Here is a 23,130-nt window from a genome sequence, read left to right as displayed (position 1 = left end):
TGTCACTTTTTGAGATCACGCGCCTCCCATGACGCGGCGAGACTGCCGCCGGACGCATCGCACGCGTCCATCGCAACCACTCTCGCCAGATTCCGCGTCCGCATTCGCTCAGGATGAGCTTCTCGTGCAAGGTCCAAGACTAGGACCTCGATCGACAGGAATTTCAGCGAGGGAACAGACAACCCTGGGAGGGGCCTCGCTAGTGAAAATTCAACGCACGAAGGACACGCCGGACACAGACACGGCGTCACGCAGGAATTCGCCGCGACGCCGGCACCCGGTTTTCTGGTCTTTGGCTGCATTGGCCTTGGTGTCCGCGCTTGCCGCGGCTTCGGTACCCTCATTGCTGCAAACACAATCGGCACCGATTGGCAGCACAACGACAAATCCCGCGATATCGACTCCGATCACCACGACGGCCAGCGGCGTGATCGCCAACAGCGTTCCGGTTGGTGATGCCGTGTACGACCGCCCCGCGCTGTATGGCATGGGCAAGGACACCGATCGCGTCGTCACGATGGACGATGGCGTGCGCCTGCGTGCCGACGTCTACTACCCGACCGATCCAACCACCGGCCAGCGTGCCACCGGCGCGTTCCCGGTGCTGTTGCAGCAAACCGTTTACGGCAAGCAGCTGGTGCAAATCTCGGGCAATTTAGATCCCGACAACACCGGCCACCTCGCCCTGCTCGGCGCGATCCTCGATCCGCTGATCGGCCCCCAGGTCGCCGGCATCTCCGCCACCGACGTCCCGTTCCTGGTCAAGCATGGCTACATCGTGGTGGTCAGCGACATTCGCGGCACCGGCCAATCCGAAGGCGTGTGGGAACTGTTCCAGCCGAAGGAAGCCACCGACGGTGTCGCGATGGTCCACTGGGCCGCCTCGCTACCCAATTCCAGTGGCAAGGTCGGTCTGTTCGGCCTTTCGTACATGGGCATGGTGGCCTACAACACCATGGCGAAATTGCCCAAAGGCTCGCCAGTGAAGGCGGCGTTCCCGATCTTCGCCGACAACAATCTCTATCGCGAGCTGTTCACGCAGGGCGGCATTCCCAACGTCGCGTTCGATTACACGATCGGCCTCAACACCATTCCGTTGTTGGGACTGGTGAATCCGGCCTTGGGTCCGGTGCTGCAGGCCGTGCTCAACAACGATACCGAAGCACTCGCCGAAGGCATCTTCAATCTCATCCCGACCGAGCTGCAGCACGTCCAGCAGTGGAATCAGTTCGTCATTCCGACCGTGCTCGAGGCGAACTTCAACGGACCACGCGCCTACGATCAGGATTACTGGTATTCGCGCAGCGTGGCCAGCCAGTTGGACAAGATCGCCGCGACCGACATCCCGATCTTCGCCGTGGGCAGCTGGCGCGATCTGTTTCCGAGAGGCGCTCTGCACAACTACGTCGGCCTGCAGAATCTGTCCGCGGGACGGCCAGCGGAAGCGCCGATGCTGCCCGGCCAGGCCGTCACGCCGCGCTATCAGCTGATCATGGGCGACTGGACGCATACGACCACCGACATCCAGGTGATCCGTCCGCTCATGCTGGAATGGTTCGACACCTGGCTGTACGACATGGACACGCCGCTGCGGCATGAGAGCAACCCGCTGCATCTGTACCAGATGTCCGGCCCCGGCGACGCACTCAACCAGACCGCCGGTGTCTGGCGCGGCGGCAAGACCTGGCCGCTGCAAGGCAATCAGGCCAGCAAGTTCTATTTCAGTGGCCAGCGCTCGCCCGACACCACCAGCTTCGCCTGGAACGATGGCCTGCTCACCACGTCGTTGCCCACGGTCAGCAGCGGCTTCAACCAGCTCAAGCACAAGCTGTTCTCTTCTCCGTGCAACGTGCAGACGAATCAATGGTGGGCCGGTACGCCGGCACTGCTCAGCGGACTGTTCGGCGTCGACATCCCGTGCCTCAACACCGGCTCCAGCAACGACTCGACCATGAGCCTCGGCGGCCTGACTTACACCACACCGGCCTTCACTCAGGACATGGTGATCGCCGGTCCGATCGATGCGGCGATCTACGCCTCGCTGTCGCGCCTGCCGGGCACGTTGCCCAGCGACATCCAACTGGTGGCGACGATCGAACAGGTCGCGCCGAACGGCAATTCATTTCCCATCAGCAACGGCGCGCTGTTGGGATCGCATCGCGCGCTCGACACCAGCAGGACCTGGTATGCGAACAACGGCGAACCGCTCCAGCCTTACGCCTACTTCACCCAGGCGAAGCAGCAGAGCGTACCGGCACCGCCGCTGGGACTCACCTATCCGTTGTTCTGGGGAGCGGTCACCCGATACGACATCGAGGTGACGCCGACCTTCGCCAGGATTCCCGCAGGCTCGCATCTGCGCGTCACCATCACCACCGCCGATACGCCGCATCTGTTCCCGACACTGACCCAATTCGGCACATTGATCGGCGGCGTCTACGGCATCCAGCACAACCGCAACGCCCCGTCCTTCATCAACGTGCCGATCTTCCCGGCATCGGCTTTCGACACGCCGTGCTCGCACGCGTGTCCGACGCAATGAAATCGTGGCCTTAATTCCCCCTGATCCGATTGCCGCAGGCGAGCCCGAATGATTCGGGCTCGCCTGTCATGCGGCGAACATCAATCCAGCTTGTAGACGAACTCGGCAGCGACCTCACGCCCGACCGGATCGGCGACGCAATACGCAAAACCGCCGCACCACTTGTCCTGATAGTGCTTGTTGAAGATGTTGCTGACGTAGAGATTGATCGTCGCGTTGTCGTTGATCTTGTAGCCCGCGCTGGCGTTCCAGTAGATCCTGTCTTGGTTGTAGTAATCCACCAGTTCCGTCTTCTGGTTGTAGGTCGGGCTGTTCGGATCGGTATCGGTACAACCGTTGACCGCTTCCGGACGGAAACCATCCGCGAACGGCGTACAGCCGCCGTAACGATCGCTTCTCGTTCCGCTGATCCAGTCGGTGAAGATCGTCGCGTTCCAGCGCTTTCCACTATCCCAGGCGACGCTGGCGCGCCCCTTATAGCGCGGCTTGCGATCAATATCTCGCGTCTCCAAAAACGGATCGCCCGAGTACTGGCGCGACCGGTAGCTGCGCTGATGGGTGTAGTTCAGCGAGAAATTAAAGGTGCCCCAATGATCGGTCGCCAGACGGTAGCGTGAGGACATGTCGACACCGCTGACGCTCTGTTCGGCACGATTGATCGGCCCCACCACGACCCCGGTCACCTCGCCAGCGGCGTTACGCGTCACGCGAGCGATCTGTATCTGGCACAACCGTTCGCTGGGCGGCGCCACACGCGGCGAACCATCCGGCGTCTGTCCGGTCAGGCAGTAGGCTTCGTCCTTCAGCACCTGGTCGGCGTCCACATCGTCGATCTGGTTCTCGAGATTGATGCGCCAGTAGTCGGCACTGAACGACAGTCCCTCGATGATGTCCCAGACGAAGCCGTAGGTGAACGAATCGCCTTCCTCGTACTTCAGCTCTTCCGAACCCTCGCGCGAGATCTCCGGGTTGTCGACCAACCAGTCGTCCCGGTTGCAGACGCCGTTCAAGCGACCGTTGCGGATGCAGGTGAGGTAATCGGTCTGATCGGCAATGCTGACGCTCGGGTCGGCGTACACGAAATGCATGTCCGGCGCGCGGAAACTGGTGGCGTAGCTGCCGCGCAGCAACAGGTTGCTGAAGGGGCGCCATTCGAGCCCGGCATTCCAAGTCGTGGCGGCATCGTCGGCGACCGCGTCGTAGCGGTCGTAGCGCGCGGCGGTGGACAGTGTCAGCGTCTTCAACAGCGGGATCTTGAACTCCACGCCCGCCGCGTAACGCTTGCGCTCGCCGCCGCCCTGCTCGACGTTGCCGAACGGCGTGTAGTAGACGGGGCTGGCACCCAAAGTGTTCGGATCGGGATGCAGCTTGTAGCCCTGCTTCGCCATTTCCAACGTACCGGCGAAGCCGATCGGTCCCGCCCAGCCTTCGAACAGATTGCCGCTCATGGTGAAGCTGCCCTGGGTGATCCAGGATTCCGCGCGCTTGCGGCCGACCACCGCGATCCTCTCGTAGTCATGCTGCGAGATCGGATACCAGAGCCGGTCGTAGTTGGGCATGCGGATGGTCGTGCTGCCATCGGGACCGACTCCCAGCGACGGCCCCAGGAAGTATTCCGCCGCCCTGGCTTCGTGGATCGACGGGAACTTCTCCTCCACCGTGTACTCGCCGCGCCCCAGGCTGAACTCCCAGTCGAAGCGGTCATGGAACATCGTGCCGCGCAGGCCGGTCGAGAGATCCCATGACAGTTCGTTGGAACGCGTGAGCGCGTTATCAGCGCCACCGATCTGGCCGGGCGTGAAGAATTTCGCCAGGTTCAGGGCAACCGTGCCTCCCTCGATCCTCGGATCGTAGAAGTTCTCGCTGCCCCAGGCCGTCATGAAGGTGTTGCTTTCACCGGTCGACTTCCACACACCGACTGTCGCCCAGGCCTGCAGACCGTTGTCGAAGTCGTAGTTACCGTACAGATAACCCGACAAGTCCTTGCTGCCGTTCTTCAAGCCCCAGTAACGGAATACAGCCGACTGGGCGCAATACGCGCCCTGCTCCGTCACCGTGCCGGTGTTGCGGTCGTATCTGTGACGTGCCTGGGTATAGAACTCGCCTTCGTTGGAGGCACAGGCACCTTCTGGCGGTGCGTAGTAGAAACTGCCGTCGGCCCGTCTCAAACGGATGCCGTTGCTCGGATGCTGGTAGACGGTGCCGAAGAAGCGATCCTCGGGTCCGCTAGCGCGATACGGACGATCCAGCTCCGAATCCATGAACGGACGATCCTTGGCGAGCAGCTCGCCACGATCGAAGTATTGGAACGTGTAGGCGAGGCTCCACTTGTCGCCGTGCTTGCCGCCGGACCAGGAGATGTCCTTGACGATGCGTCCGCCTTCGGTGCTGGTGCCCCAACGCGCGCGCAGCGTGTCGTCGTCGATGTCCTTCTTCAGGATGACGTTGACCACGCCGGCGACGGCGTCGGAACCATAGATCGCGGAGGCGCCGCCGGACAGCACTTCAATGCGCTCGACGATACCGGTCGGGATGTTGTTGTAGTTCGCGAAATTGCTCTTGCCCTGATACGGCATCGGGTAGTCCGCGACGCGACGGCCGTTGATCAGCAACAGGCTGCGGCCCGGCCCGAGATCGCGCAGGTTGAGCGGGCTGGCGTTGACCGAGCTTTGTCCCCAGTCGTAATCGTTCTGCACGCTGCCGGTGGCTTCGGTCAACGTGGTCAGGGCTTCGTAGACGGTGGTGAAACCTTCCGCCTTGATCTGCTCGCCGGTGATGATCGTCACCGGCGCGGGGCCTTCGACCTCGCTGCGTTTGATGCGCGAGCCCGTGACGCTCACCGTGTCGAGTTCGGTGGCCTTGGTCTTCCCTTCCGTGGATGGTTCGGTTTCCTGTGCGGCCACGGAGGCCGATGAAATCAATGCCAGCAGTGCACTGGCCAGGATGTGGCGGCGAAAACGGATGGTCTGTGCCATGGACGGATCTCGGAAATGAGTGATGGAACGACGCTTGGCGCCGCATGTCCGAGAATTTGTCTCGATCTAATTCCGGAATTCCCACGCCCCCGTGTTCCGAAACGCCGACCGACTCCCCGTCTGCGACCCACCCCCTGAATCGATCTAAATTAGGCCTGTGTGAAGGTTTCTTTGCATTCTGCGTTGCAACAAGACGCCACCGGACGGATAGCCGGGTCAAAAAATCATTTTTGAATCAATATTTTATATATGAATGCAATCGTGAATACGTTCAGTATGTCTCCGCGCCTCTAGCATCGAATGCGCAAAAGTGCGCAACCCAGGGCGTGAGGTCGCTTATTCCGGCGCCTGTCATACGCGACGACGATGCGCAGGCGTCGGCGTTATCTCAGCTGGCCTGCAGCGCCTGCTTCAAGGCTCGCACATGCGCCGCCTGGGTCTGCATCCAATCGACATCCAGACCCGACAAGGCCGGATTGCGGAATCGCATCGCGGACGCCTGCGTGCCCTTGGCGGACGCATGCAATTCGTACACGCCGGTCAGGCGCGCGATCTCGGCGATGTTGTCCGGTGTGATCCCTGCTCCGGCCATGATGCTTAGACGCGATCCCGCCTGCGCCACATGTGCGGCGATCGCGGTGGCGCCTTCGCGAGCGTTCGCACGCGCGCCTGAAGTCAACACACGCTCGCAGCCCAGGGCGATGATCGCTTCCAGCGCCTCGACCGGATCGCGCGCAGCATCGAAGGCACGATGGAAGGTGATTCGCATCGTCCCGGCCGCGTCGATCAATTCGCGGCAGACCGATGTGGCGACGGCACCGTCCGCGTCGAGTGCACCGATCACGACGCCGTCGCATCCCAGGCGCGCGCAATGTTCGATGTCGCGACGCATGGTTTCAACTTCCAATGCGTCGTACAGGAAATCACCGGCACGCGGCCGGATCAGCACGTAGACAGAAATACGCAGACGTTCGCGCGCCATCGCCACGGTGCCGTGCGAAGGCGTGGTGCCGCCTTCGCCCAGGTTCTCGCACAGTTCGATGCGATCGGCGCCGCCTTCCTGCGCGGCGATTGCGGAAGCCAGCGAATTCGCCGCGATCTCGAGCAATGGCATCGGCGTCGCGCTCATGTCTGCGCCGTCGTGTAGACGGACTTCGCGTCAAGCAGGGCATCCTGCTTCGCCGTATCGCAGATTGCATAGACAAAGCCGCGATGCAATGCAAAAGCGCCGACCTCGCCATGCTTGTTCAAGGCGAGGAAACAGACCTGCAGGCTTTTGCTCGCCTCCGGCCGCTTGCGCACCACGCGTTCGATCGCTTCGCGACAGGCATCCATCGGCGAACGGCCCTGGCGCATCAGCTCGACGACAAGAAAACTGGCAGCGTTGCGGATCATCTCCTCGCCCACGCCGGACGCCGTCGCGGCGCCGACTTCGTTGTCGACGTACAGGCCCGCGCCGACGATGGGACTGTCGCCAACGCGGCCATGCAGTTTCCACGCCATGCCGCTGGTGGTGCAGGCGCCGGCCAGCTTGCCGTTGTTGTCGATGGCGAGGATGCCGAGCGTGTCGTGGTTGTGCTTGTCGCCGGGCTTGCTGCCGGGACGGCCCGCGCGTTCGGCATTGATCACGGGTTTGTATTCGGACGTCTTCAGCCATTCGCGCCAGGCCTTGCGTGCATCATCGGTGAGCAACGGCGTCTTCTCGAAACCTTGCGCGATCGCGAACTGCTGCGCGCCCTGCCCGACCAGCATCACGTGCGGCGTTTTCTCCATCACGGCGCGCGCCACCGAGACCGGATGTGCGATGTCCTCGAGCGCGGCCACGGCGCCGCAACGGCCGTCACCGTCCATGATGCTGGCGTCGAGCGTCAGCACGCCATCGCGATCCGGATAGCCGCAATGGCCGACCGTGGCATTGCACAGATCGGATTCGGCCCAGCGTGCGCCCGCCTCGATCGCGTCGAGCGCGGAACCGCCAGTCGACAACACCTTCCATGCGGCACCGTTGGCGCCGACGCCGAAATCCCAGGTAGACACAACTTTCGCGCCAGACTTGACGGGCGCCGCGCCCGCGCCGGGCAATGCCAGCGCACCGGCCGTCAGCAACGAGGATTGGAGGAAACGGCGTCGGGTCGTCATGGCGAATGTCCGGGGAAGTGTCGCTTCGTGGAAACGCTTAGTGTGCCGCTTTCGGTGCCGGCCCCGACACTGATCGCGCCGCACTCCGATAAACCGCCACCTTGGCGATCCGCACCGGGCCATAACCATAATCGATGCTCAGACGCAGCTTGCGCGCGCGCACCAGCTCGATGCGTTCGAGCTTCTTGTGGCCGATGGTCGTGCCCCAGGCCAATGGCGCCCAGGCGCCATCGGCCCAGTGTTCGATTCGGTAATTCGCGATGTTCTGGCCGTGGGCGATCGCTTCCTGCAGCTCGATCACGTCGAATTCGATCTCTCGCGAAGATTCGAATTCGAGCCAGCCAGAATTCTTGCCATCCGCATCCCAGTAAGAGTCCGCATCGCCATCGAGCACGCTCACGGGTGCATGCCCGCCCGCCTGCGCGCTGGCGCGCACGCGCGCACCCGAGAGGAGATTGCCGCCACCGAACAGCGCGCGGCGCTTGTCCGCGAACTCCTTCAACGCGCGCACATCGTTCTCGTGGAACAGCCCGTCGCGCGTGGGCGGCACGTTGAGTAGCAATTTGCCGTTGCGTCCTACCGAATCGAAATACAGGCCGAGGAGGTTGTCGGCACTGCGCACCTTCGCATCCTCTTCTGGGTGCCAGAACCAGCCGGGCCGGATCGAGACGTCGCATTCGCCTGGCCGCCACACCGTGCCATCGGGATCGCCCTGTCCGAGCGCCTGCGCCACCCATGGACGATCGAAACCCGCGTGCGGCACGCGCGCCGGATTCACCGTCGACCAGCAGATGGTGTCCGCGATGCCCTTCTCGTTGCCGATCCAGCGCACGTCCGGTCCCGCATCGGAGAAGATCACCGCACTGGGTTGCAGGCGCCTGACCGTGGCGTGGATGCGCGGCCAATCGTAAGTCTGGCGCTTGCCGTTCGGGCCTTCGCCATTGGCGCCGTCGAACCAGACTTCGATGACCGGGCCGTATTGCGTCAGCAATTCGGTCAGCTGCGCGATGTAGTACTCGTTGTACGCATCGCCACTGCCGTAGCGCGGTTCGTGACGGTCCCAGGGCGATAGATAAAAACCGACACCGAGCCCTTCCGCATGACAGGCGTCGACGAATTCACGCACCACATCGCCCTTGCCGTCGCGCCACGGGCTGCTCTTGACCGAATGCGTCGTGGTCGCGGTCGGCCACAGGCAGAAGCCGTCGTGATGCTTGGCCGTCAGGATCATGCTGCCGAACCCGCCGGCTTTGGCCGCGCGCGCCCACTGCCGCGCGTCGAGCCGGTCCGGCGCGAAGATGCTCGGATCCTCGTCGCCCATCCCCCATTCCTTGCCAGTGAAGGTGTTGACGGTGAGATGCACGAACATCGCCAGCTCTTCGCGCTGCCACGCCAGCTGCGCGGCGCTCGGGCGCGGACGCGTCCGTACCGTGGATGCCTCCGGCGCGCAAAGCCCCGGTCGTGCGAACCCGAGTGCCGCCGCGGCGCCACTCATCTGCAGAAATCGACGACGCTCCATCTCCTCGCCCTCCAGCTTGAACGGAAACGATACGCAAACGACTCAACGATCACGAAAATCGCCGGAGTTTAATCGATCCAAATCCACTCACATGAAAAAACGGCACATCGAATCGCAGCGCGCAATGCAAGCGTGATCGTCATTCGTTTTCTCCACGATCGAGATACCAAGCAGCCGCGCCGAGCAGGCCATAGCGGCCGTGATCGATCACCGACACCGGCACCTGTTCCAGCACGCTGCGCAACACGCCCTTGTTGAGATAGCGCTCGACGAAGCGGCTGCGCAGCAGGAACGGCTTGATGTGCGCGGGCATGCCGCCGGCCAGATAGACCGCCTGCGCGCCGAAGGTCAGCACCAGATCGCCGATCAGGCTGCCGAGCATGGCGCAGAAGATCTGCAGTGCCTCCTCGGCCTGGATGTCGGCGCCGTTCTGCGCCGCCTGCGCGACCTCGGCCGGACTGGCCAGGGCCGGCACCGCGGCATCCAGCTCGCACAGGCAGCGGTAGAGATTGAGCAGTCCCGGACCGGACAGCGCACGCTCGTTGTCGACATGCGGCCAACGCCTCAGGAAGTGGCCCACGATCGCCAGCTCGCGTTCGTTGCCCGGCGCCAGCGCCGCATGGCCCGCCTCGGTCGCGAGCACCTGCGGCGGCACGCCCGCGCCGCGCGATGGCGTCCACAGGGCGGCACCCAATCCCGTGCCGGGGCCGATCACCAATGTCGCGCCGCGCGCCAGCGGTGTCGCGGGACCGGTCAGACGCACAGATTCGGCCGGATCGATGTACGGCGTCGCGTATGCCATCGCCTCGAAATCGTTGACCAGTTGCAGGTCACGCAGCGACAGCGCGTGGCGCATCCGCGACAACGAGACCGGCCACGGCAGGTTGGTATTGACCAACTCGTCGCCGTGCAGAACGCCGGCAATGGCGATGACCGCACGATCGGCTTCGCGCGCACCGGAGTCGCGCAGGAACTGCGCCACGATGTCCGACAGATCGGGGGAATCGGCACAGGCGTACTGGCGGAAATCCAGCATCGCCACCTTGCCGGGCGTCTCGGCCCGCATCAGCGCGATACGGGCGTGGGTGCCACCGACATCGGCGGCGACGAAAGGTTTCGCGTCCGGTGAGCGGGTGGCGGAAATGACGGTGGCGCTATGAGCCATGGTGCTCCAGGTCAGCTTGCTGCGCCGCAAGTCTAATCAGGAACGTCGCAACTTGTTCAAAGGTTCCGTGACGCGGGGATCGAATCGCGCCATCAGCGCGATGGAGCACGCATGAATCGAACATGTAAGTATTTGATTCGCGGACGATGGATTCGCCGTTGCATCTGCAACCACTGCGGTCACCCGACCGCAGCCATCACATCGTGTGTGTGCGCTTGTCCGCGCTCAGCATGCCGGCCAGCAGGGTTTCAATCCTTGTCCGTACGGTCTCGCCTTCGGCGGTCTCGGCGAACTGCACGCCGACGCCCGCGGTGCGGTTACCTTGCGCGCCGACCGGCGTCACCCACACCACCTTCCCCGCCACGGGCATGCGCTCGCCCGATTCGGGCAGCGTGATCAGCAGAAACACCTCGTCACCGAGGAAATAGCGCTTGGTCGTCGGCACGAAGATGCCGCCGTTCTTGAGATACGGCATGTAGGCGCCGTACAGCGCCGCCTTGTCCTTCACGACCAGCGACAGGATGCCCTGACGCGCGCCCGCTGCTGCATTCATAAGTTTCCCCACTCCGTTCTACTTTTATGCTGCCATCCATGGCGCGACATCGACGGCTCACGGATCGCCCGGCCCGGACATCCTGTCCGGGCGCTCAGGTCCGCAGACGATGCCGATAGGGCATCGGCTAGGCGCGGCCCCTCGCCCACGCAAGCAGCAACTCAACCACCGCAAGATCGGCGCGCACTGTCGTCCGCAAAAGATCGCGGGTGCGGTTGGCCGCGTCGAACCAGGCGGCCAGCTTCCGCATTCGCACCGGATCGGTCAAGCCGCCCGCCTCGGCCAGCGCCAGATCGGCGGCGTGGCGCAGGCGCAGCGCGGCGTCCTCGTCGGCGGTCCAGCGTTGCGCGGTTTCGACGACGGCCAGATCACCCTTCGCCAGCTTGGCGAGATCACCGGCCACCTCGCGCCGCAGCGCCATGCCGCCATCGCGCAACCAGGCGTCGGCAAGACCGGGATGGCCGCGCGCGGCGTCGAGCGCTTCGATGGCCGCCTTGTCGGCATGCCCTTGCGCGTGCAGCCAGGCCAGCGCTTCCTCGCGCGGCGGCAGGCGCAGTTCGAGGCGCTGGCAGCGGCTGCGGATCGTCGCCGGCAGGCGCGCGGGATCGGCGCTGATCAGCCAGAGATAGCGTCCCGGGTGCGGCTCTTCCAGCGTTTTCAGCAACGCGTTGCAGGCGGCGTGGTTGATGGCGTCGGCGGGATCGACGATGGCGATCTGCGCGCCGCCGTATTGCGGCGTCAGCGCGAGCTTGGCGGAGAGATCGCGAATCTGCTCGATCACGATCTCGGTGCGCAGCCGCGTGCCTTCCTTGTTGAATTCCAGGCCGATGGCATGGAAATCCGGATGCGTGCCGGCCGCCAGCAGTTGCGCCGCGCGCGTGTCGCGATCGGCACCGAGCGCGTGATGCGCCAGCCGATCGGCCAGCGCGCGCTTGCCCAGCTGCGCCGGTCCGCAGATCAGCAGCGCATGGCCCATGCGTCCGCTGTCGAGGGCGGCCTCGGCCTGTTCGTAGGCGCGCTGCTGCCAGGGCGCGAATACAGGTGCCGTCACGGCCGCCGCTCCAGCCATGCGCGCAGCTGCGCGACGGCCTCATCGGCGACGGCCTGCGCCGGCTGCGACGCATCGATCACGCGGAAACGCTGCGGATCGGCGGCCGCGCGCGCGCGGTAGGTGGCGCGCACGCGCTGGAAGAATTCGTCGCGCTCGCTTTCGATGCGATCCGGATGCAGATCGCGTCCGCGCGTGCGCTCGCGGCCCTGCTCGACGTCGATGTCCAGCAACAACGTGAGCCCCGGCCGCAGCCCGACGACGCGGCGTTCGAGATCGGCGATGAACTCGGGATCGAGACCGCGCCCGCCGCCTTGATATGCGTAGCTGGAATCGGTGAAGCGATCGCTGATCACCCAGGCGCCGCGTTCCAGTGCCGGCCGGATCGTCTCGCGCACGTGCTGCGCGCGCGCGGCGAACATCAGCAGCAGTTCGGTTTCCGGCGCCGGTGGCTCATGCGACGGGTCCAGCAACAGATTGCGGATCATCTCCGCCAACGGCGTGCCGCCGGGCTCGCGCGTGCTGACCACCTCAAAGCCGCGTTCGCGCAAGGTCGCACGCAGCGCATTGAGCACCGTCGTCTTGCCGGCACCCTCGCCGCCTTCCAGCGAAACGAAATGTGGGTGAGGGACCACGCTTTGCCGATGCCCTATCGGCATCGGCTGTGGTCCCGAACGCCCGGCCATGGATGGCCGGGCCGGGGGTTCATCGTGCGTCGATGTACCGCCATGAACGGCATCCGTCGGCAAGTCTGGAGACTGCGACATCATTTCGGCCCGTACTGCGCGCGATAGCGGTTGATATAGGCGCGCACCGCGGCCGCGTGCTCGTCCAGCGTCCGGGTGAACACGTGCCTGCCGCTGCCGTCGCCGACGGCGACGAAGAACAACGCATCGCCCGCGGCCGGCTTGGTCGCGGCGAACAATGCGTCCTTGCCCGGCATCGCGATCGGCGTCGGCGGCAGGCCGTCGCGGGTGTAGGTGTTGTAGGGCGTGTCGGCGAGCAGGTCGGTCTTGCGGATGTTGCCCGCGTAGGCGCTGCCCATGCCGTAGATCACGGTGGGATCGGTCTGCAGGCGCATGCCGAGCTTCAACCGCCGCGCGAACACGCCGGCGATCTGCGGCCGCTCACTGGCGATGCCGGTTTCCTTCTCGACGATGGAAGCGAGGATCAGCGCTTCTTCCTTCGTCTTCAGCGGCACGTCGGATGCGCGTGCCTGCCAGGCGGCGTCCAGCGCCTTTTCCAGGTCCGCGTTCGCCCGTTTGAGAATGTCGAGATCGCTGTCCTGACGCGTGTAGACGTAGGTTTCCGGCAGGAAGCGGCCTTCCGGATGCAGGCCCGGCTTACCGATCGCGCGCATCAGCGCGGCATCGTCGAGCTGTGTGATGGTCTGCTTCAGCGGCGTCGCCTTCGCCAGCGCGGCGCGCAGTTCGCGAATGTTCCAGCCTTCCACCAGGGTGAAGCGATAGCTGATGACCTTGCCGTCACGCATGCGCTCGAGCAGCGAACGCGGCGTGGTGGTGCCGGCTTCGAGCGCGTATTCGCCGACCTGAATCTTGCCGGCCGCGCCGAGCTGCCGCGCCAGCAATTGCCATTCGAGATTGTGGCCCTCGCGCACGCCCAGCGCGCGCAGGCGCGAGAGCACGCGCGGCAACGTATCGCCGCGCTCGACCACCAGGCTTTCGCCGGCATCGATGCCGGTGAGCGGCGCCTGCACAAATTTCGTGTAGCGATCGTAGGCCCAAAACGCGAACGCGCCGGCCAGCAGCGCCGACAGCACGAAGAAAATGCCGATCCCGGACTTGAGCCGACTCATGGCAGGACAGTTCCGTCAGTCATGGCCGCTGAGGATACCCTGCGTTGGAGTCGAGCGCCTTCAGCATGCCGCGCGCCTTGGCGCGGGTTTCGTCGAGCTCACGCTGCGGATCGGAATCGGCGACGATGCCCGCGCCGGTGCGGAAGCGCAGATCGGCGCCCTCCACTTCCGCGCTGCGGATGAGGATATTCAAATCCAGATCGCCATCACGGTTGAGCCAGCCCATCGCACCGGTGTAGGCGCCACGTCCGACGCCTTCCAGTTCGGCGATGATCTGCATGCAGCGCACCTTGGGACAACCGGTGATGGTGCCGCCTGGGAACACGGCGCGGATCACGCTGCCCGGCGTCGCGTCTGCGCGCAGACGTCCGCGCACGTTGCTGACGATGTGGTGGACGTGGGCATAGCTCTCCACGCTCATCAGTTCGTCGACCTCGACGCTGCCACCGACGCAGACGCGGCCGAGATCGTTGCGCTCCAGATCCACCAGCATCACGTGTTCGGCGCGCTCCTTGGGATGGCCGACCAGTTCGCGGATGCGCGCCGCGTCGTCGTCGCCCGGGAAGCGCGGACGCGTGCCGGCGATCGGGCGTGTTTCCACCAGATCGCCGCGCACCGACACCAGGCGCTCCGGCGAGGCACTGACCACGGCCCAGTCGTCACCGGCGAACAAGCCCGCGAACGGCGCGGGATTGGCCTCGCGCAGGCGCGCGTACAGGCGCGCGGGATCGAGCGCGTCGGCGAATCGCGCGCGCCAGCCGCGCGACAGATTGGCCTGGAAGATGTCGCCGGCGGCGAGGTAATCAAGGATGCGTTCGACGCCATGCACGAACGCATCGGGCGCGTCCTCGGAAATCTCTTGCGGTTCCCGCCACGACGGCAGCGGCGGCAACGACCGCGAGCGCGAGAGATCGACGTCGATGGCATCGAGCATCCCCGCCGCCTGCGTTTCCGCCACGGCAATGCATTCGCCCGTGGCGCGATCGCGCAGCACGGCGGCCGGGCAACGCAATGCCAGCGCGGTCGGCAATGATCCGGGCGCCCGCGGCAGCTTCAGCACGGGCTCCACCTGCGCCGCGAGTTCGTAGGCGAGGAACAGCGCCCATCCGCCGCGGAACGGCCAACGCGGCTCCTCGCGCGGCAGGCGTTGCTCGTGCCAGGCGGCATCGAGTGCGGCGAGGAAGTCGCTGCCTAGATCGCGGCCATCGCCATCACGCACGATGCCGTTCGTCGTGCGCAACGATTCACCGCTCGCGGCCAGCAGCATGTCCCAGCGCGCATGCGCGGGGCCGTCGGCCACGGATTGCAACAGCAACGGATAGCGCCGCGGATCTGCACGATGCAGCGCCAGCAGATCCACATCCGCGGAAAGTGTGCGAGTAACGAGCATGCCTGGTTCTTATCCTTCTCCCTCCGGGAGAAGGTGCCCCGCAGGGGCGGATGAGGGCGGGGGAATCCTGGCCCACGGGGTGCCCAGGCAAGTGATTCTCCCGCCCTCATCCGGCGCTCCGCGCCACCTTCTCCCAAAGGGAGAAGGGAACATCAAATGCGCTTGAATATCAGCGTGCCGTTGGTGCCGCCGAAACCGAACGAATTCGACATGGCGATATCGACCTGCACCTCGCGCGCCGTGTTCGGCACGTAGTCGAGATCGCAGCCTTCCGACGGATTCTCCAGATTGATGGTCGGCGGAATCACGCCGGTGTGCAGCGCCAGCGTCGAGAACACCGCCTCGACACCACCGGCCGCGCCCAGCAGATGGCCGGTCATCGACTTGGTGGAGCTGACCATCACCTTGGCCGCGTCACTGCCGAGCACGCTCTTGATGCCCATCGTCTCGGCGAGATCGCCCGCCGGCGTAGAGGTGCCGTGCGCGTTGATGTAGCCGATGTCCGACGGATTGAGGCCGGCATCCTTGATCGCGTTGCGCATGCAGCGCGCGCCGCCCTCGCCGTTCTCGCTGGGTGCGGTCATGTGATACGCGTCGCCGCTCATGCCGAAGCCGATCAGCTCGGCGTAGATGCGCGCGCCGCGCGCCTTGGCGCGTTCGTATTCCTCGATCACCAGGATGCCGGCGCCATCGCCCATGACGAAGCCGTCGCGGCCCTCGTCCCAGGGACGCGAGGCCTTGGTCGGATCGTCGTTGCGCGTGGACAGCGCCTTCATCGCGCAGAAACCGCCGAGCGAGGTCGGCGTGGTGGCGAACTCGGCGCCGCCGGCGATCATCACGTCGGCCTCGCCGTACTGGATCATGCGCATCGCCAGGCCGATGTTGTGCGTGGCCGTGGTGCATGCGGTGACGGCGGCGATGTTCGGGCCCTTGGCGCCGGTCATGATCGACACCTGGCCCGCGATCATGTTGATGATCGTGCTGGGGACGTAGAACGGCGAGATCTTGCGCGGGCCGCCCTCGTGATACTTGATCGTGGTTTCCTCGATGCCGTTGAGGCCACCGATGCCGGCGCCGATGGCCACGCCGATGCGCTCCGGATCGGCGGAGATTTCCAGCCCAGCATCCTTGATCGCCATCAGCGAGGCGGCGACGCCGTAGTGCACGAAGGGATCCATCTTCTTGATGTCCTTCGGCGCGAAATAGGCGGCCGGATCGAACCCCTTCACCTCGCCGGCGATGCGCACGGGAAAGGCGGAAGCATCGAAATGCGTGATCGGGCCGATGCCGGAGCGGCCGTTGACGATGCCGTCCCAGCTCGATGCGAGGTCGATGCCGAGCGGCGAGACGATGCCGAGACCGGTGATGACGACGCGACGTTTGGACATTGCGGACTCCTAGGACCTGTTGCGCCCGTCCACCCGCGCTGCCGCGAGTGGGCGTTCAAAATGCCCGAGGCCGCATGCGCGGCCCCGGGTTGTTTCATAACGATCGCTTCACGAATCGCTGAATGAAGTCGCTTTTCGTGGAAAGTCCGGCCATCGAACCACGCCGTCAGCGCGGTGGGAGGCCGGACTCTTGAACATTACGCCTTGACGTGCGCCTTGATGTAGTCGATCGCCTGCTGCACCGAAGTGATCTTTTCGGCTTCCTCATCAGGGATTTCACATTCGAACTCTTCCTCGAGCGCCATCACCAGCTCGACGGTATCCAGCGAGTCGGCGCCGAGATCGTCGACGAAAGAAGCGCTGCTGCTCACTTCTTCTTCCTTGACGCCCAATTGTTCGACGACGATTTTCTTGACGCGTTCTTCGATGCTGCTCATTGGCTGTTGGCTCCGGAGGGGGCTGTTTCAGGGAATAGTGTAAAGGGGGTGAGCCCAGGCGAGCTAGCGCGGCATGCCGCGCTGCCTGAGCGAACGCCCGGCCACGGATGGCCGGGCAGGACATCCCGGAGCCTACGATGTGGCGCCAGGGACGGCAATGTGATGTTTCAGAAACAAAAAACGCATTCGCGACAACCCTTTTAAAAACGGCAACTTAGCACCGACTTTTACGGCATGTACATGCCACCGTTAACGTGCAGGGTTTCACCCGTGATGTACGCGCCACCCGGCCCGGCAAGGAATGCGACCGCATGCGCGATATCAGCCGGCTCACCCAGATGACCGAGCGCGATCTGGCCCAGAAGCGCCTCTTTAGCCGATTCCGGCAGGTCCTTCGTCATGTCGGTGGCGATGAACCCGGGCGCAACCACGTTGACGGTGACGCCGCGCGAGCCGATCTCCTTCGCCAGCGACTTCGAGAACGCGATGATGCCGGCCTTGGCCGCGGCATAGTTGGCCTGCCCGGCATTGCCGGTCACGCCCACCACCGAGGCGATGTTGATGATGCGGCCCTTGCGCGCCTTCATCATGCCGCGCATCACCGCTTTCGAGGTGCGGTAGACGCTGGTGAGATTGGTGTCGAGGATCACCTGCCAGTCCTCGTCCTTCATCCGCATCAGCAAATTGTCGCGGGTGATGCCGGCGTTGTTGACTAGAATCGAGATCGGGCCGACCTCCTTGGCCACGGCGTCGATCAACGCATCGACCGCTTCCGGCTCGGTGACGTTGAGCACCCTGCCCTGCCCGCCAGCGGCCTGCAAGCGCGCGCCAATCGCTTGCGCGCCGGCCTCGCTGGTCGCAGTGCCGATGACGGTGGCGCCCTGCGCGGCGAGTTCATCGGCGATCGCCGCACCGATGCCACGGCTGGCACCGGTGACGAGGGCGACTTCGTTGGCAAGAATTCCACTCATCTCAAACACTCCGGGAAAATCAATTAATCGATCGTCCGTGCGCCGGGCCAAACCACGGCTTGCGCAACGATGACCCTGGTGCCGTCGAAAGTCGCGGCAGGGCTTCCGTGCAATACGTATCCCATCTCCAGCATCTCGCTCACGCGCTGGCAGAACTTGTCGTCATCCGGCCCCGTCAACAAGCGATAGGTGGGAAGAGCGTCCGGCTTTTCCTTCATCAGCCCTTCCACTCTTGAATGGCGGTGTCGAATTCGCCCGGCGTGCCGAGCGTGCGCGTATCGAGCGATTTGTCGATGCGCTTGATCAGGCCCGCGAGCACCTTGCCCGGGCCGCATTCGGCCACGCGCGTCGCGCCCCTGGCGGCGAGCGCCTGCACGCAATCGGTCCAGCGCACCGGCAGGTAGAGCTGACGCACCAGCGCGTCGCGGATCGAGGCGATGCCTTCGTGCACTTCGGCATCGACGTTCTGCACGACCGGCAGGCGCGGTTCGCGCCACTGCAAACCGGCCATGGTTTCGGAAAGGCGGTTCGCGGCCTCGCGCATCAGCGGCGTGTGCGACGGCACGCTGACGGCGAGCTTCACCGCCTTGCGCACGCCCTTCTCGGCGAGCAGCGCGAGCGCACGATCGACCGCGGCGGCATGGCCGCCGATCACGATCTGGCCCGGCGAGTTGTAGTTGGCGGGCACCACGACTTCACTGCCCGAAGCCTCGTTGCAGACCGCGCGCACGAGTTCGTCCTCGGCGCCGATCACCGCCGCCATCGCACCGGTGCCGGCGGGCGCGGCTTCCTGCATCAGCTGTCCACGGATGCGCACCAGATGCGCGGCATCGCGCAGCGACAGCGCTTCGGCGGCGACGAGCGCGGAGTATTCGCCGAGGCTGTGGCCGGCCAACCAGGCCGGTCGCGGGCCGCGCTGCTGCTCCCAGGCACGCCAGACGGCGACGCCGGCCGCGAGCAGCGCCGGCTGCGTGTATTCGGTGCGGTTGAGCTGCTCTTCCGGGCCGCCTTGCGACAAGGCCCAGAGATCGACGCCCGCGCCATCGGACGCTTCCGCGAACGTTTCGCGGACGATCGGGTGCAGTTCCGACAATTCAGCCAGCATCGCCAGCGACTGCGAGCCCTGGCCGGGGAACACGAATGCGAGCGTGGGAGCGGTCAAGCGCCTGTTCCTTGCGTGATGCAGCGATGAGAGGGGCGATAAGAGGCTGGCGATGATACGTGCGAACCGGCGCCCCTGTCTGTACCGGGGCGTATGCGTGAGGCGGGCGTCACGTTGCCGCGCTGCGGATCGCGAAGATCGAATGCGCCAGCGCGCGCGCCGAGCGGCCGAGGCGGCGCAGCGGCCGCTCCAGCCAATGCAGGCGATCGCCGACGGCGCGCGCATGCAGGCCGACGTCCACGGGTTCTTCACGGAAAGCTTGATTGAGCATGCCGATCAGCGCATCCGGGCGATCGTCGTAATACGGCGCGATGCCGAACGTGAAGAGCACCCAGTCGCGTGCCTGCGCCTGTTCGAGCGTCATCACTTCGAGCGGGTCTTCCTCGAAATCGAGGAAGCCGATGTTGCCCGCTTCGTCGACGGCGATGTTGCGCGGCACCGGCTGGCCGAAATAGGCGCCGCGCTGATGGGCAGTCCCTATCGCGGTGATGGCCGCGCGCGTCAATGCGTCCACGCGTTGGTGATCGCCACCCGCCTCGCGCAGCCTCATCGCCAATGACGGGCCGAGATCGCCAAGCCGCAGCGTTGTTTCGTCTTCGCCGAGCAACGCCGGCACGGGCGCGCCTTGCGCATGCAGTTCGCGCAGACGTCGTGCTTCGGTGTCCTTGGCCTTGCGGCCACTGCGATGCGGGGGCGGGCGCAATGCGCTCAGCCCGAGCCTGCGGGCGATGGCGTCGAGCACCGCGAGACTGAACCGACGGGTGCCCCCGTCGGAATACGACTTGATCCAGGCGCGGCGGCCTTCGACGACGGTGGAGCGGACGGACATGACGAAATCGTCTTCGCCCGGCATTCCGCGGTGCGTGAATGCCGGAATCGCTATCGAGCTTCGCTCAATAGCGCAGCAGCGCCGATCCCCAGGTGAAGCCGCCGCCGAAGGCTTCCAGCAGCAGCAGCTGGCCGCGCTGGATCTTGCCGGAACGGATGCCCGCGTCGAGCGCGAGCGGCACCGAACCGGACGAAGTGTTGCCGTGCTTGTCGACGGTGACCACCACGCGGTCCATCGGCATGTCCAGGCGCTTGGCGGTGGCTTCGATGATGCGCAGGTTGGCCTGATGCGGAATCAGCCAATCCAGATCGTGCTTGTCGAGATTGTTGGCGGCCAGGGTTTCATCGACGACCGCATCCAGCGCCTTCACCGCGTACTTGAAGACGTCATTGCCCTTCATGTTGATGCGCGAACCGGCGTTCTTCTCGTTTTCCTTGAAACCGGTCGAGACGCCGACCGGATTCCAGAGCAGGTCCTTCTTGCTGCCGTCGGCATGCAGATGCGTGCTGAGGATGCCGGTTTCGGTATCGGCCTTGAGCACCACCGCGCCGGCGCCGTCGCCGAACAGCACGCACGAAGTGCGCTCGGTCCAGTCGACCATGCGCGTGAGCGTTTCCGCGCCCACCACCAGCACCGTTTTCGCGGCGCCGGAAATGATGAACTTGTCGGCCACCGCCAATGCGTAGACGAAACCCGAGCAGGCGGCATTGACGTCAAACGCGGCGACGCCATTGGCGCCGATGCGGTTCTGCAGCAGGCAGGCCGTGGACGGGAAGATCAGATCGGGCGTGGTGGTGCCGACGACGATCATGTCGAGATCGGCGGCACTGACACCGGCCGCTTCCATCGCGCGCACGGCGGCGTGGTAGGCCAGATCGCAGGTGGTTTCGCCTTCGGCGGCGATGTGGCGCTCGCGGATGCCGGTCCGGGTGACGATCCACTCGTCACTGGTGTCGACCATCTTCGCCAGATCGTCGTTGGTCAGCACTTTTTCCGGCAGGTAGCTGCCGGTGCCGGCGATGCGCGCGTAGATGCCGCGCTTGTTCGAAACTGACTCACTCATCGGAAGACCTTGCCCTTGCATCGGGAAGTCTCAAAAGCCATGCGCCGGAGACTTCACCGATCGGGCCGCATCGACGACGCGGCAAGACGGGAAGATTCCGGCGTCTGGCTCTCAAGCACTCATGTCGGCGGAACCCCGCGGACCGGAAACGGCGCGGCGCGGGGACGGAAGCCGGGCTCAGTCTTCTTCGATGACCTTGGTCTTCGGCTGAATCACCTGCTTGCCGCGGTAGTAGCCGTCGGCACTGATGTGATGGCGCAGATGGGTCTCGCCCGAGGTCGGGTCGGTCGACAGCTGCTTGGCGGTCAGCGCGTCGTGCGAACGACGCTGGCCACGACGGGAGGGGGAAACGCGGGACTTCTGCACAGCCATGGGATTGCTCCAGCTTTAAATCGGGATAACGGAATTCTTGGGGGTTGCGTGATGCTTCAACTGCTTTGATTCAGTGGTTCTTCTTCAATGCCGCCAAGGCCGAGAACGGATTGGCGCGTGTTTCCTCGTCCGCCTGCACCGGCCAGTCGCGCTCGACTGTCTCCGAGCCCGGCTTCACCGGCACCAGTGGAACCGCGAGGATCAATTCGTCCTCGATCAGTTCGAGCGGGTGCAGCATGCCGTCCTCGGCGACCAGCAGCGCCTCGTAGCCTAGCGGCAGCGCGGCTTCGTCCGCTTCGTCACGGATCAGGCCAAGCCGCTGCACCATGCTCACGGGAAGCAGGAAACGCTGCAGCGTGCGCTGGCATTGCAGCGGCAGCGCGGCTTCGATTCGCAACTCCACGTACGGGACCTGCAGCGCGTCGCGATCGAAATCGAGGGCGAACGTCACCTCGCCTTCGTCATCGAACAACGCCTCGCGCAAACGCGGCAGCGAGGACAACGGCTGGCGGCCCTCGAAACCGCGCCTGGCCGCGACCATGCGCCAAGCATCGAGCATCTCGGGCACTTCTGCGGACATAAGCCGCAGAATGTTAGAGGCACCCCCACCCGCTGTCAAACCCGCCGGGACCGCAAACCCTTGTCGTGGCGGGGGAATTTGCCCGCCGTCCGGAGGCACGGCAGACTGCTTGCCTGCCCGCCGGAGCCCACCTTGACGCCGATCCTCGCCCCGATGGCCGCCGCAGCCGCCGTCGCCCTGGCCGGGCTCGTCGCCGCGCTATGGCTGCGCCGCCGCGCCGGTGCCCGCAGGCACGCCGTGAGCCAGCTCCTGGACGCCGCCGACGAGCTGGAAGCCCGCCTCCGGGCCGCCCGGGCCGAAATCGAGGCCTCCGCCGGCGGTACCGGCGACCCCGTCCGCGAGGCCATGCAGGAAATGCTGCGCCAGCGCCTGTGGCTGCAACAGCACGGCGGTCAGGCCTCCCTCGACCAATTACGCTCGGTCCGCGAATCGATCGACGCCGCCCGCCAGCGCATCGACCAGCAATTGTGGCGGATCGAGCGCGCCCGTGCGTCCTTGCATTAGGCTCCCGCCCCAGAGACACGGACGATCCGACCAATGAACCTGATCCTCGCCTCCACCTCCCGCTACCGCCAGGCCCTGCTCTCGCGCCTGAACCTGCCTTTCGAAGTCATCCGCCCGGAAGTGGATGAAACTCCCCTCCTCGGCGAAACGCCGATCGAACTGGTCCAGCGCCTGGCGCCAATGAAGGCGGGCGCCGTGGCCGCCCGCAAACCCGACGCCTGGGTGCTGGGTTCCGACCAGATCGCCGAACTCGACGGCGACCCGCTTGGCAAACCGGGCCACCGCGAACGCGCCATCGCCCAGCTGAGCGCGATGTCCGGGCGCACCGTCGCCTTCCACACCGCGGTCGCGGTCGCGCATTGGGACGGACCGATCCTCACCTCCCTCGACACGACCCTGGTTCGCTTTCGTCCTCTGCTGCCGGATGAGATCGAGCGTTATGTGGATGCCGAGCAACCCTTCGATTGCGCGGGCAGCTTCAAGTCGGAGGGGTTGGGGATCACGTTGTTCACCGCGATCGAGTCGCGGGATCCGACTGGGTTGATTGGGTTGCCGTTGATTGAGACTGCGCGGTTGTTGCGGGATGTGGGGTTTCAGTTGCCGTAGTTGGTTCGCGTGTTGCGTTGTTTGCGCTGCTTATTTGTAAAAAAAGCAAAAGCGTTTCGCCCCTAACGGGG

23 protein-coding genes are annotated in these 23,130 nt (G+C 65.0%); 3 read left to right on the top strand and 20 right to left on the bottom strand.

The annotated features are described in order from the left end of the window. Positions 1-210: 210 nt before the first annotated feature. Positions 211-438 (bottom strand): hypothetical protein, encoded by a 228-nt coding sequence (locus LG367_RS17350; protein ID WP_226470529.1) that lies wholly within the window; start codon positions 436-438, stop codon positions 211-213. Here LG367_RS17350 and LG367_RS17345 point away from each other — a divergent pair. Beyond that, complete coding sequence (locus LG367_RS17345) at positions 428-2,542, top strand: CocE/NonD family hydrolase (protein WP_226470528.1); 2,115 nt, start codon at positions 428-430, stop codon at positions 2,540-2,542. The two genes, LG367_RS17350 and LG367_RS17345, sit on opposite strands and share 11 nt — an antisense overlap. An 80-nt stretch (positions 2,543-2,622) precedes the next feature. Here LG367_RS17345 and LG367_RS17340 read toward each other — a convergent pair whose 3' ends face one another. From LG367_RS17340 to LG367_RS17250, 19 genes are all read right to left on the bottom strand, one after another. Continuing rightward, on the bottom strand, positions 2,623-5,517 hold the full coding sequence (locus LG367_RS17340; protein WP_226470527.1) for a TonB-dependent receptor plug domain-containing protein: 2,895 nt from the start codon (positions 5,515-5,517) through the stop codon (positions 2,623-2,625). A gap of 388 nt (positions 5,518-5,905) precedes the next feature. After that, the gene (locus tag LG367_RS17335; protein ID WP_226470526.1) at positions 5,906-6,646 is read right to left on the bottom strand and encodes a copper homeostasis protein CutC; all 741 of its coding nucleotides are present in this window, start codon (positions 6,644-6,646) and stop codon (positions 5,906-5,908) included. Continuing rightward, positions 6,643-7,656 carry a glycosylasparaginase gene (locus LG367_RS17330; protein ID WP_226470525.1) on the bottom strand — a complete coding sequence of 338 codons (1,014 nt, stop codon included), beginning with the start codon at positions 7,654-7,656 and terminating at the stop codon, positions 6,643-6,645. Before LG367_RS17330 ends, LG367_RS17335 begins: the two co-directional genes overlap by 4 nt. Positions 7,657-7,693: 37 nt before the next feature. Next, on the bottom strand, positions 7,694-9,175 hold the full coding sequence (locus tag LG367_RS17325) for an alpha-L-fucosidase (RefSeq protein WP_226470524.1): 1,482 nt from the start codon (positions 9,173-9,175) through the stop codon (positions 7,694-7,696). Positions 9,176-9,314: 139 nt separating this feature from the next. Then, positions 9,315-10,340, bottom strand: coding sequence for a glucokinase (locus tag LG367_RS17320; RefSeq protein WP_226470537.1), 1,026 nt, complete (start codon positions 10,338-10,340; stop codon positions 9,315-9,317). A 196-nt stretch (positions 10,341-10,536) separates the two neighbouring features. Beyond that, the gene (locus tag LG367_RS17315; protein WP_226470523.1) at positions 10,537-10,893 is read right to left on the bottom strand and encodes a PilZ domain-containing protein; all 357 of its coding nucleotides are present in this window, start codon (positions 10,891-10,893) and stop codon (positions 10,537-10,539) included. A 127-nt stretch (positions 10,894-11,020) separates the two neighbouring features. Next, entirely contained in the window at positions 11,021-11,962 is a 942-nt protein-coding gene (locus LG367_RS17310) for a DNA polymerase III subunit delta' (protein ID WP_264179972.1), read from the bottom strand. Beyond that, entirely contained in the window at positions 11,941-12,600 is a 660-nt protein-coding gene (gene tmk / locus LG367_RS17305) for a dTMP kinase (protein ID WP_226470521.1), read from the bottom strand. The genes LG367_RS17310 and tmk overlap by 22 nt, the downstream gene beginning before the upstream one ends. 107 nt (positions 12,601-12,707) lie before the next feature. Further along, positions 12,708-13,757, bottom strand: a complete 1,050-nt coding sequence (mltG, locus tag LG367_RS17300) for an endolytic transglycosylase MltG (protein WP_226470520.1) — start codon at positions 13,755-13,757, stop codon at positions 12,708-12,710. Between the two features lie 19 nt (positions 13,758-13,776). Then, positions 13,777-15,147 (bottom strand): aminodeoxychorismate synthase component I, encoded by a 1,371-nt coding sequence (locus tag LG367_RS17295; RefSeq protein WP_226470519.1) that lies wholly within the window; start codon positions 15,145-15,147, stop codon positions 13,777-13,779. 152 nt (positions 15,148-15,299) lie between these two features. After that, positions 15,300-16,535 (bottom strand): beta-ketoacyl-ACP synthase II, encoded by a 1,236-nt coding sequence (fabF, locus tag LG367_RS17290; protein ID WP_226470518.1) that lies wholly within the window; start codon positions 16,533-16,535, stop codon positions 15,300-15,302. 197 nt (positions 16,536-16,732) lie between these two features. Beyond that, complete coding sequence (gene acpP / locus LG367_RS17285; protein WP_226470517.1) at positions 16,733-16,972, bottom strand: acyl carrier protein; 240 nt, start codon at positions 16,970-16,972, stop codon at positions 16,733-16,735. A gap of 227 nt (positions 16,973-17,199) precedes the next feature. Then, complete coding sequence (gene fabG / locus LG367_RS17280; RefSeq protein WP_226470516.1) at positions 17,200-17,943, bottom strand: 3-oxoacyl-ACP reductase FabG; 744 nt, start codon at positions 17,941-17,943, stop codon at positions 17,200-17,202. 23 nt (positions 17,944-17,966) lie between these two features. Beyond that, positions 17,967-18,161, bottom strand: a complete 195-nt coding sequence (locus LG367_RS17275) for a DUF1737 domain-containing protein (protein WP_226470515.1) — start codon at positions 18,159-18,161, stop codon at positions 17,967-17,969. Then, on the bottom strand, positions 18,161-19,105 hold the full coding sequence (gene fabD / locus LG367_RS17270) for an ACP S-malonyltransferase (RefSeq protein WP_226470514.1): 945 nt from the start codon (positions 19,103-19,105) through the stop codon (positions 18,161-18,163). The genes LG367_RS17275 and fabD overlap by 1 nt, the downstream gene beginning before the upstream one ends. A 109-nt stretch (positions 19,106-19,214) precedes the next feature. Beyond that, complete coding sequence (locus LG367_RS17265; protein WP_226470513.1) at positions 19,215-19,934, bottom strand: BUD32 family EKC/KEOPS complex subunit; 720 nt, start codon at positions 19,932-19,934, stop codon at positions 19,215-19,217. Between the two features lie 64 nt (positions 19,935-19,998). Next, entirely contained in the window at positions 19,999-20,997 is a 999-nt protein-coding gene (locus LG367_RS17260) for a beta-ketoacyl-ACP synthase III (protein ID WP_226470512.1), read from the bottom strand. Between the two features lie 177 nt (positions 20,998-21,174). Continuing rightward, positions 21,175-21,369 carry a 50S ribosomal protein L32 gene (rpmF, locus tag LG367_RS17255; protein ID WP_226470511.1) on the bottom strand — a complete coding sequence of 65 codons (195 nt, stop codon included), beginning with the start codon at positions 21,367-21,369 and terminating at the stop codon, positions 21,175-21,177. Between the two features lie 70 nt (positions 21,370-21,439). Then, a complete protein-coding gene (locus tag LG367_RS17250) occupies positions 21,440-21,949 on the bottom strand; it encodes a YceD family protein (RefSeq protein ID WP_226470510.1) in 510 nt (169 codons plus the stop codon). A 132-nt stretch (positions 21,950-22,081) separates the two neighbouring features. Between LG367_RS17250 and LG367_RS17245 the strand changes: the two genes are divergently transcribed. Together LG367_RS17245 and LG367_RS17240 are read left to right on the top strand one after the other, a co-directional pair. Then, complete coding sequence (locus LG367_RS17245; RefSeq protein WP_226470509.1) at positions 22,082-22,453, top strand: hypothetical protein; 372 nt, start codon at positions 22,082-22,084, stop codon at positions 22,451-22,453. A gap of 33 nt (positions 22,454-22,486) precedes the next feature. Beyond that, a complete protein-coding gene (locus LG367_RS17240; protein ID WP_226470508.1) occupies positions 22,487-23,059 on the top strand; it encodes a Maf family protein in 573 nt (190 codons plus the stop codon). The last annotated feature ends 71 nt before the right edge of the window (positions 23,060-23,130 follow it).

Source organism: Luteimonas panaciterrae (assembly GCF_020511115.1).
Taxonomy (GTDB): Bacteria; Pseudomonadota; Gammaproteobacteria; order Xanthomonadales; family Xanthomonadaceae; genus Luteimonas; species Luteimonas panaciterrae.
This window is presented reverse-complemented; position numbering and strand designations above follow the sequence as displayed.

What these genes read in the sequence shown, in the direction of transcription:
- mltG (WP_226470520.1), bottom strand. Translation starts at nt 13,757, where the DNA reads ATGAGTCGGCTCAAGTCCGGGATCGGCATTTTCTTCGTGCTGTCGGCG.
- fabG (WP_226470516.1), bottom strand. Translation starts at nt 17,943, where the DNA reads ATGAGTGGAATTCTTGCCAACGAAGTCGCCCTCGTCACCGGTGCCAGC.
- LG367_RS17260 (WP_226470512.1), bottom strand. Translation starts at nt 20,997, where the DNA reads ATGAGTGAGTCAGTTTCGAACAAGCGCGGCATCTACGCGCGCATCGCC.
- rpmF (WP_226470511.1), bottom strand. Translation starts at nt 21,369, where the DNA reads ATGGCTGTGCAGAAGTCCCGCGTTTCCCCCTCCCGTCGTGGCCAGCGT.
- LG367_RS17265 (WP_226470513.1), bottom strand. Translation starts at nt 19,934, where the DNA reads ATGTCCGTCCGCTCCACCGTCGTCGAAGGCCGCCGCGCCTGGATCAAG.
- LG367_RS17315 (WP_226470523.1), bottom strand. Translation starts at nt 10,893, where the DNA reads ATGAATGCAGCAGCGGGCGCGCGTCAGGGCATCCTGTCGCTGGTCGTG.
- LG367_RS17250 (WP_226470510.1), bottom strand. Translation starts at nt 21,949, where the DNA reads ATGTCCGCAGAAGTGCCCGAGATGCTCGATGCTTGGCGCATGGTCGCG.
- LG367_RS17320 (WP_226470537.1), bottom strand. Translation starts at nt 10,340, where the DNA reads ATGGCTCATAGCGCCACCGTCATTTCCGCCACCCGCTCACCGGACGCG.
- LG367_RS17275 (WP_226470515.1), bottom strand. Translation starts at nt 18,161, where the DNA reads ATGAAGGAAAAGCCGGACGCTCTTCCCACCTATCGCTTGTTGACGGGG.
- LG367_RS17335 (WP_226470526.1), bottom strand. Translation starts at nt 6,646, where the DNA reads ATGAGCGCGACGCCGATGCCATTGCTCGAGATCGCGGCGAATTCGCTG.
- LG367_RS17295 (WP_226470519.1), bottom strand. Translation starts at nt 15,147, where the DNA reads ATGCTCGTTACTCGCACACTTTCCGCGGATGTGGATCTGCTGGCGCTG.
- LG367_RS17340 (WP_226470527.1), bottom strand. Translation starts at nt 5,517, where the DNA reads ATGGCACAGACCATCCGTTTTCGCCGCCACATCCTGGCCAGTGCACTG.
- LG367_RS17240 (WP_226470508.1), top strand. Translation starts at nt 22,487, where the DNA reads ATGAACCTGATCCTCGCCTCCACCTCCCGCTACCGCCAGGCCCTGCTC.
- fabF (WP_226470518.1), bottom strand. Translation starts at nt 16,535, where the DNA reads ATGTCCAAACGTCGCGTCGTCATCACCGGTCTCGGCATCGTCTCGCCG.
- LG367_RS17330 (WP_226470525.1), bottom strand. Translation starts at nt 7,656, where the DNA reads ATGACGACCCGACGCCGTTTCCTCCAATCCTCGTTGCTGACGGCCGGT.
- tmk (WP_226470521.1), bottom strand. Translation starts at nt 12,600, where the DNA reads ATGCCGATAGGGCATCGGCAAAGCGTGGTCCCTCACCCACATTTCGTT.
- LG367_RS17325 (WP_226470524.1), bottom strand. Translation starts at nt 9,175, where the DNA reads ATGGAGCGTCGTCGATTTCTGCAGATGAGTGGCGCCGCGGCGGCACTC.
- acpP (WP_226470517.1), bottom strand. Translation starts at nt 16,972, where the DNA reads ATGAGCAGCATCGAAGAACGCGTCAAGAAAATCGTCGTCGAACAATTG.
- LG367_RS17310 (WP_264179972.1), bottom strand. Translation starts at nt 11,962, where the DNA reads ATGGCTGGAGCGGCGGCCGTGACGGCACCTGTATTCGCGCCCTGGCAG.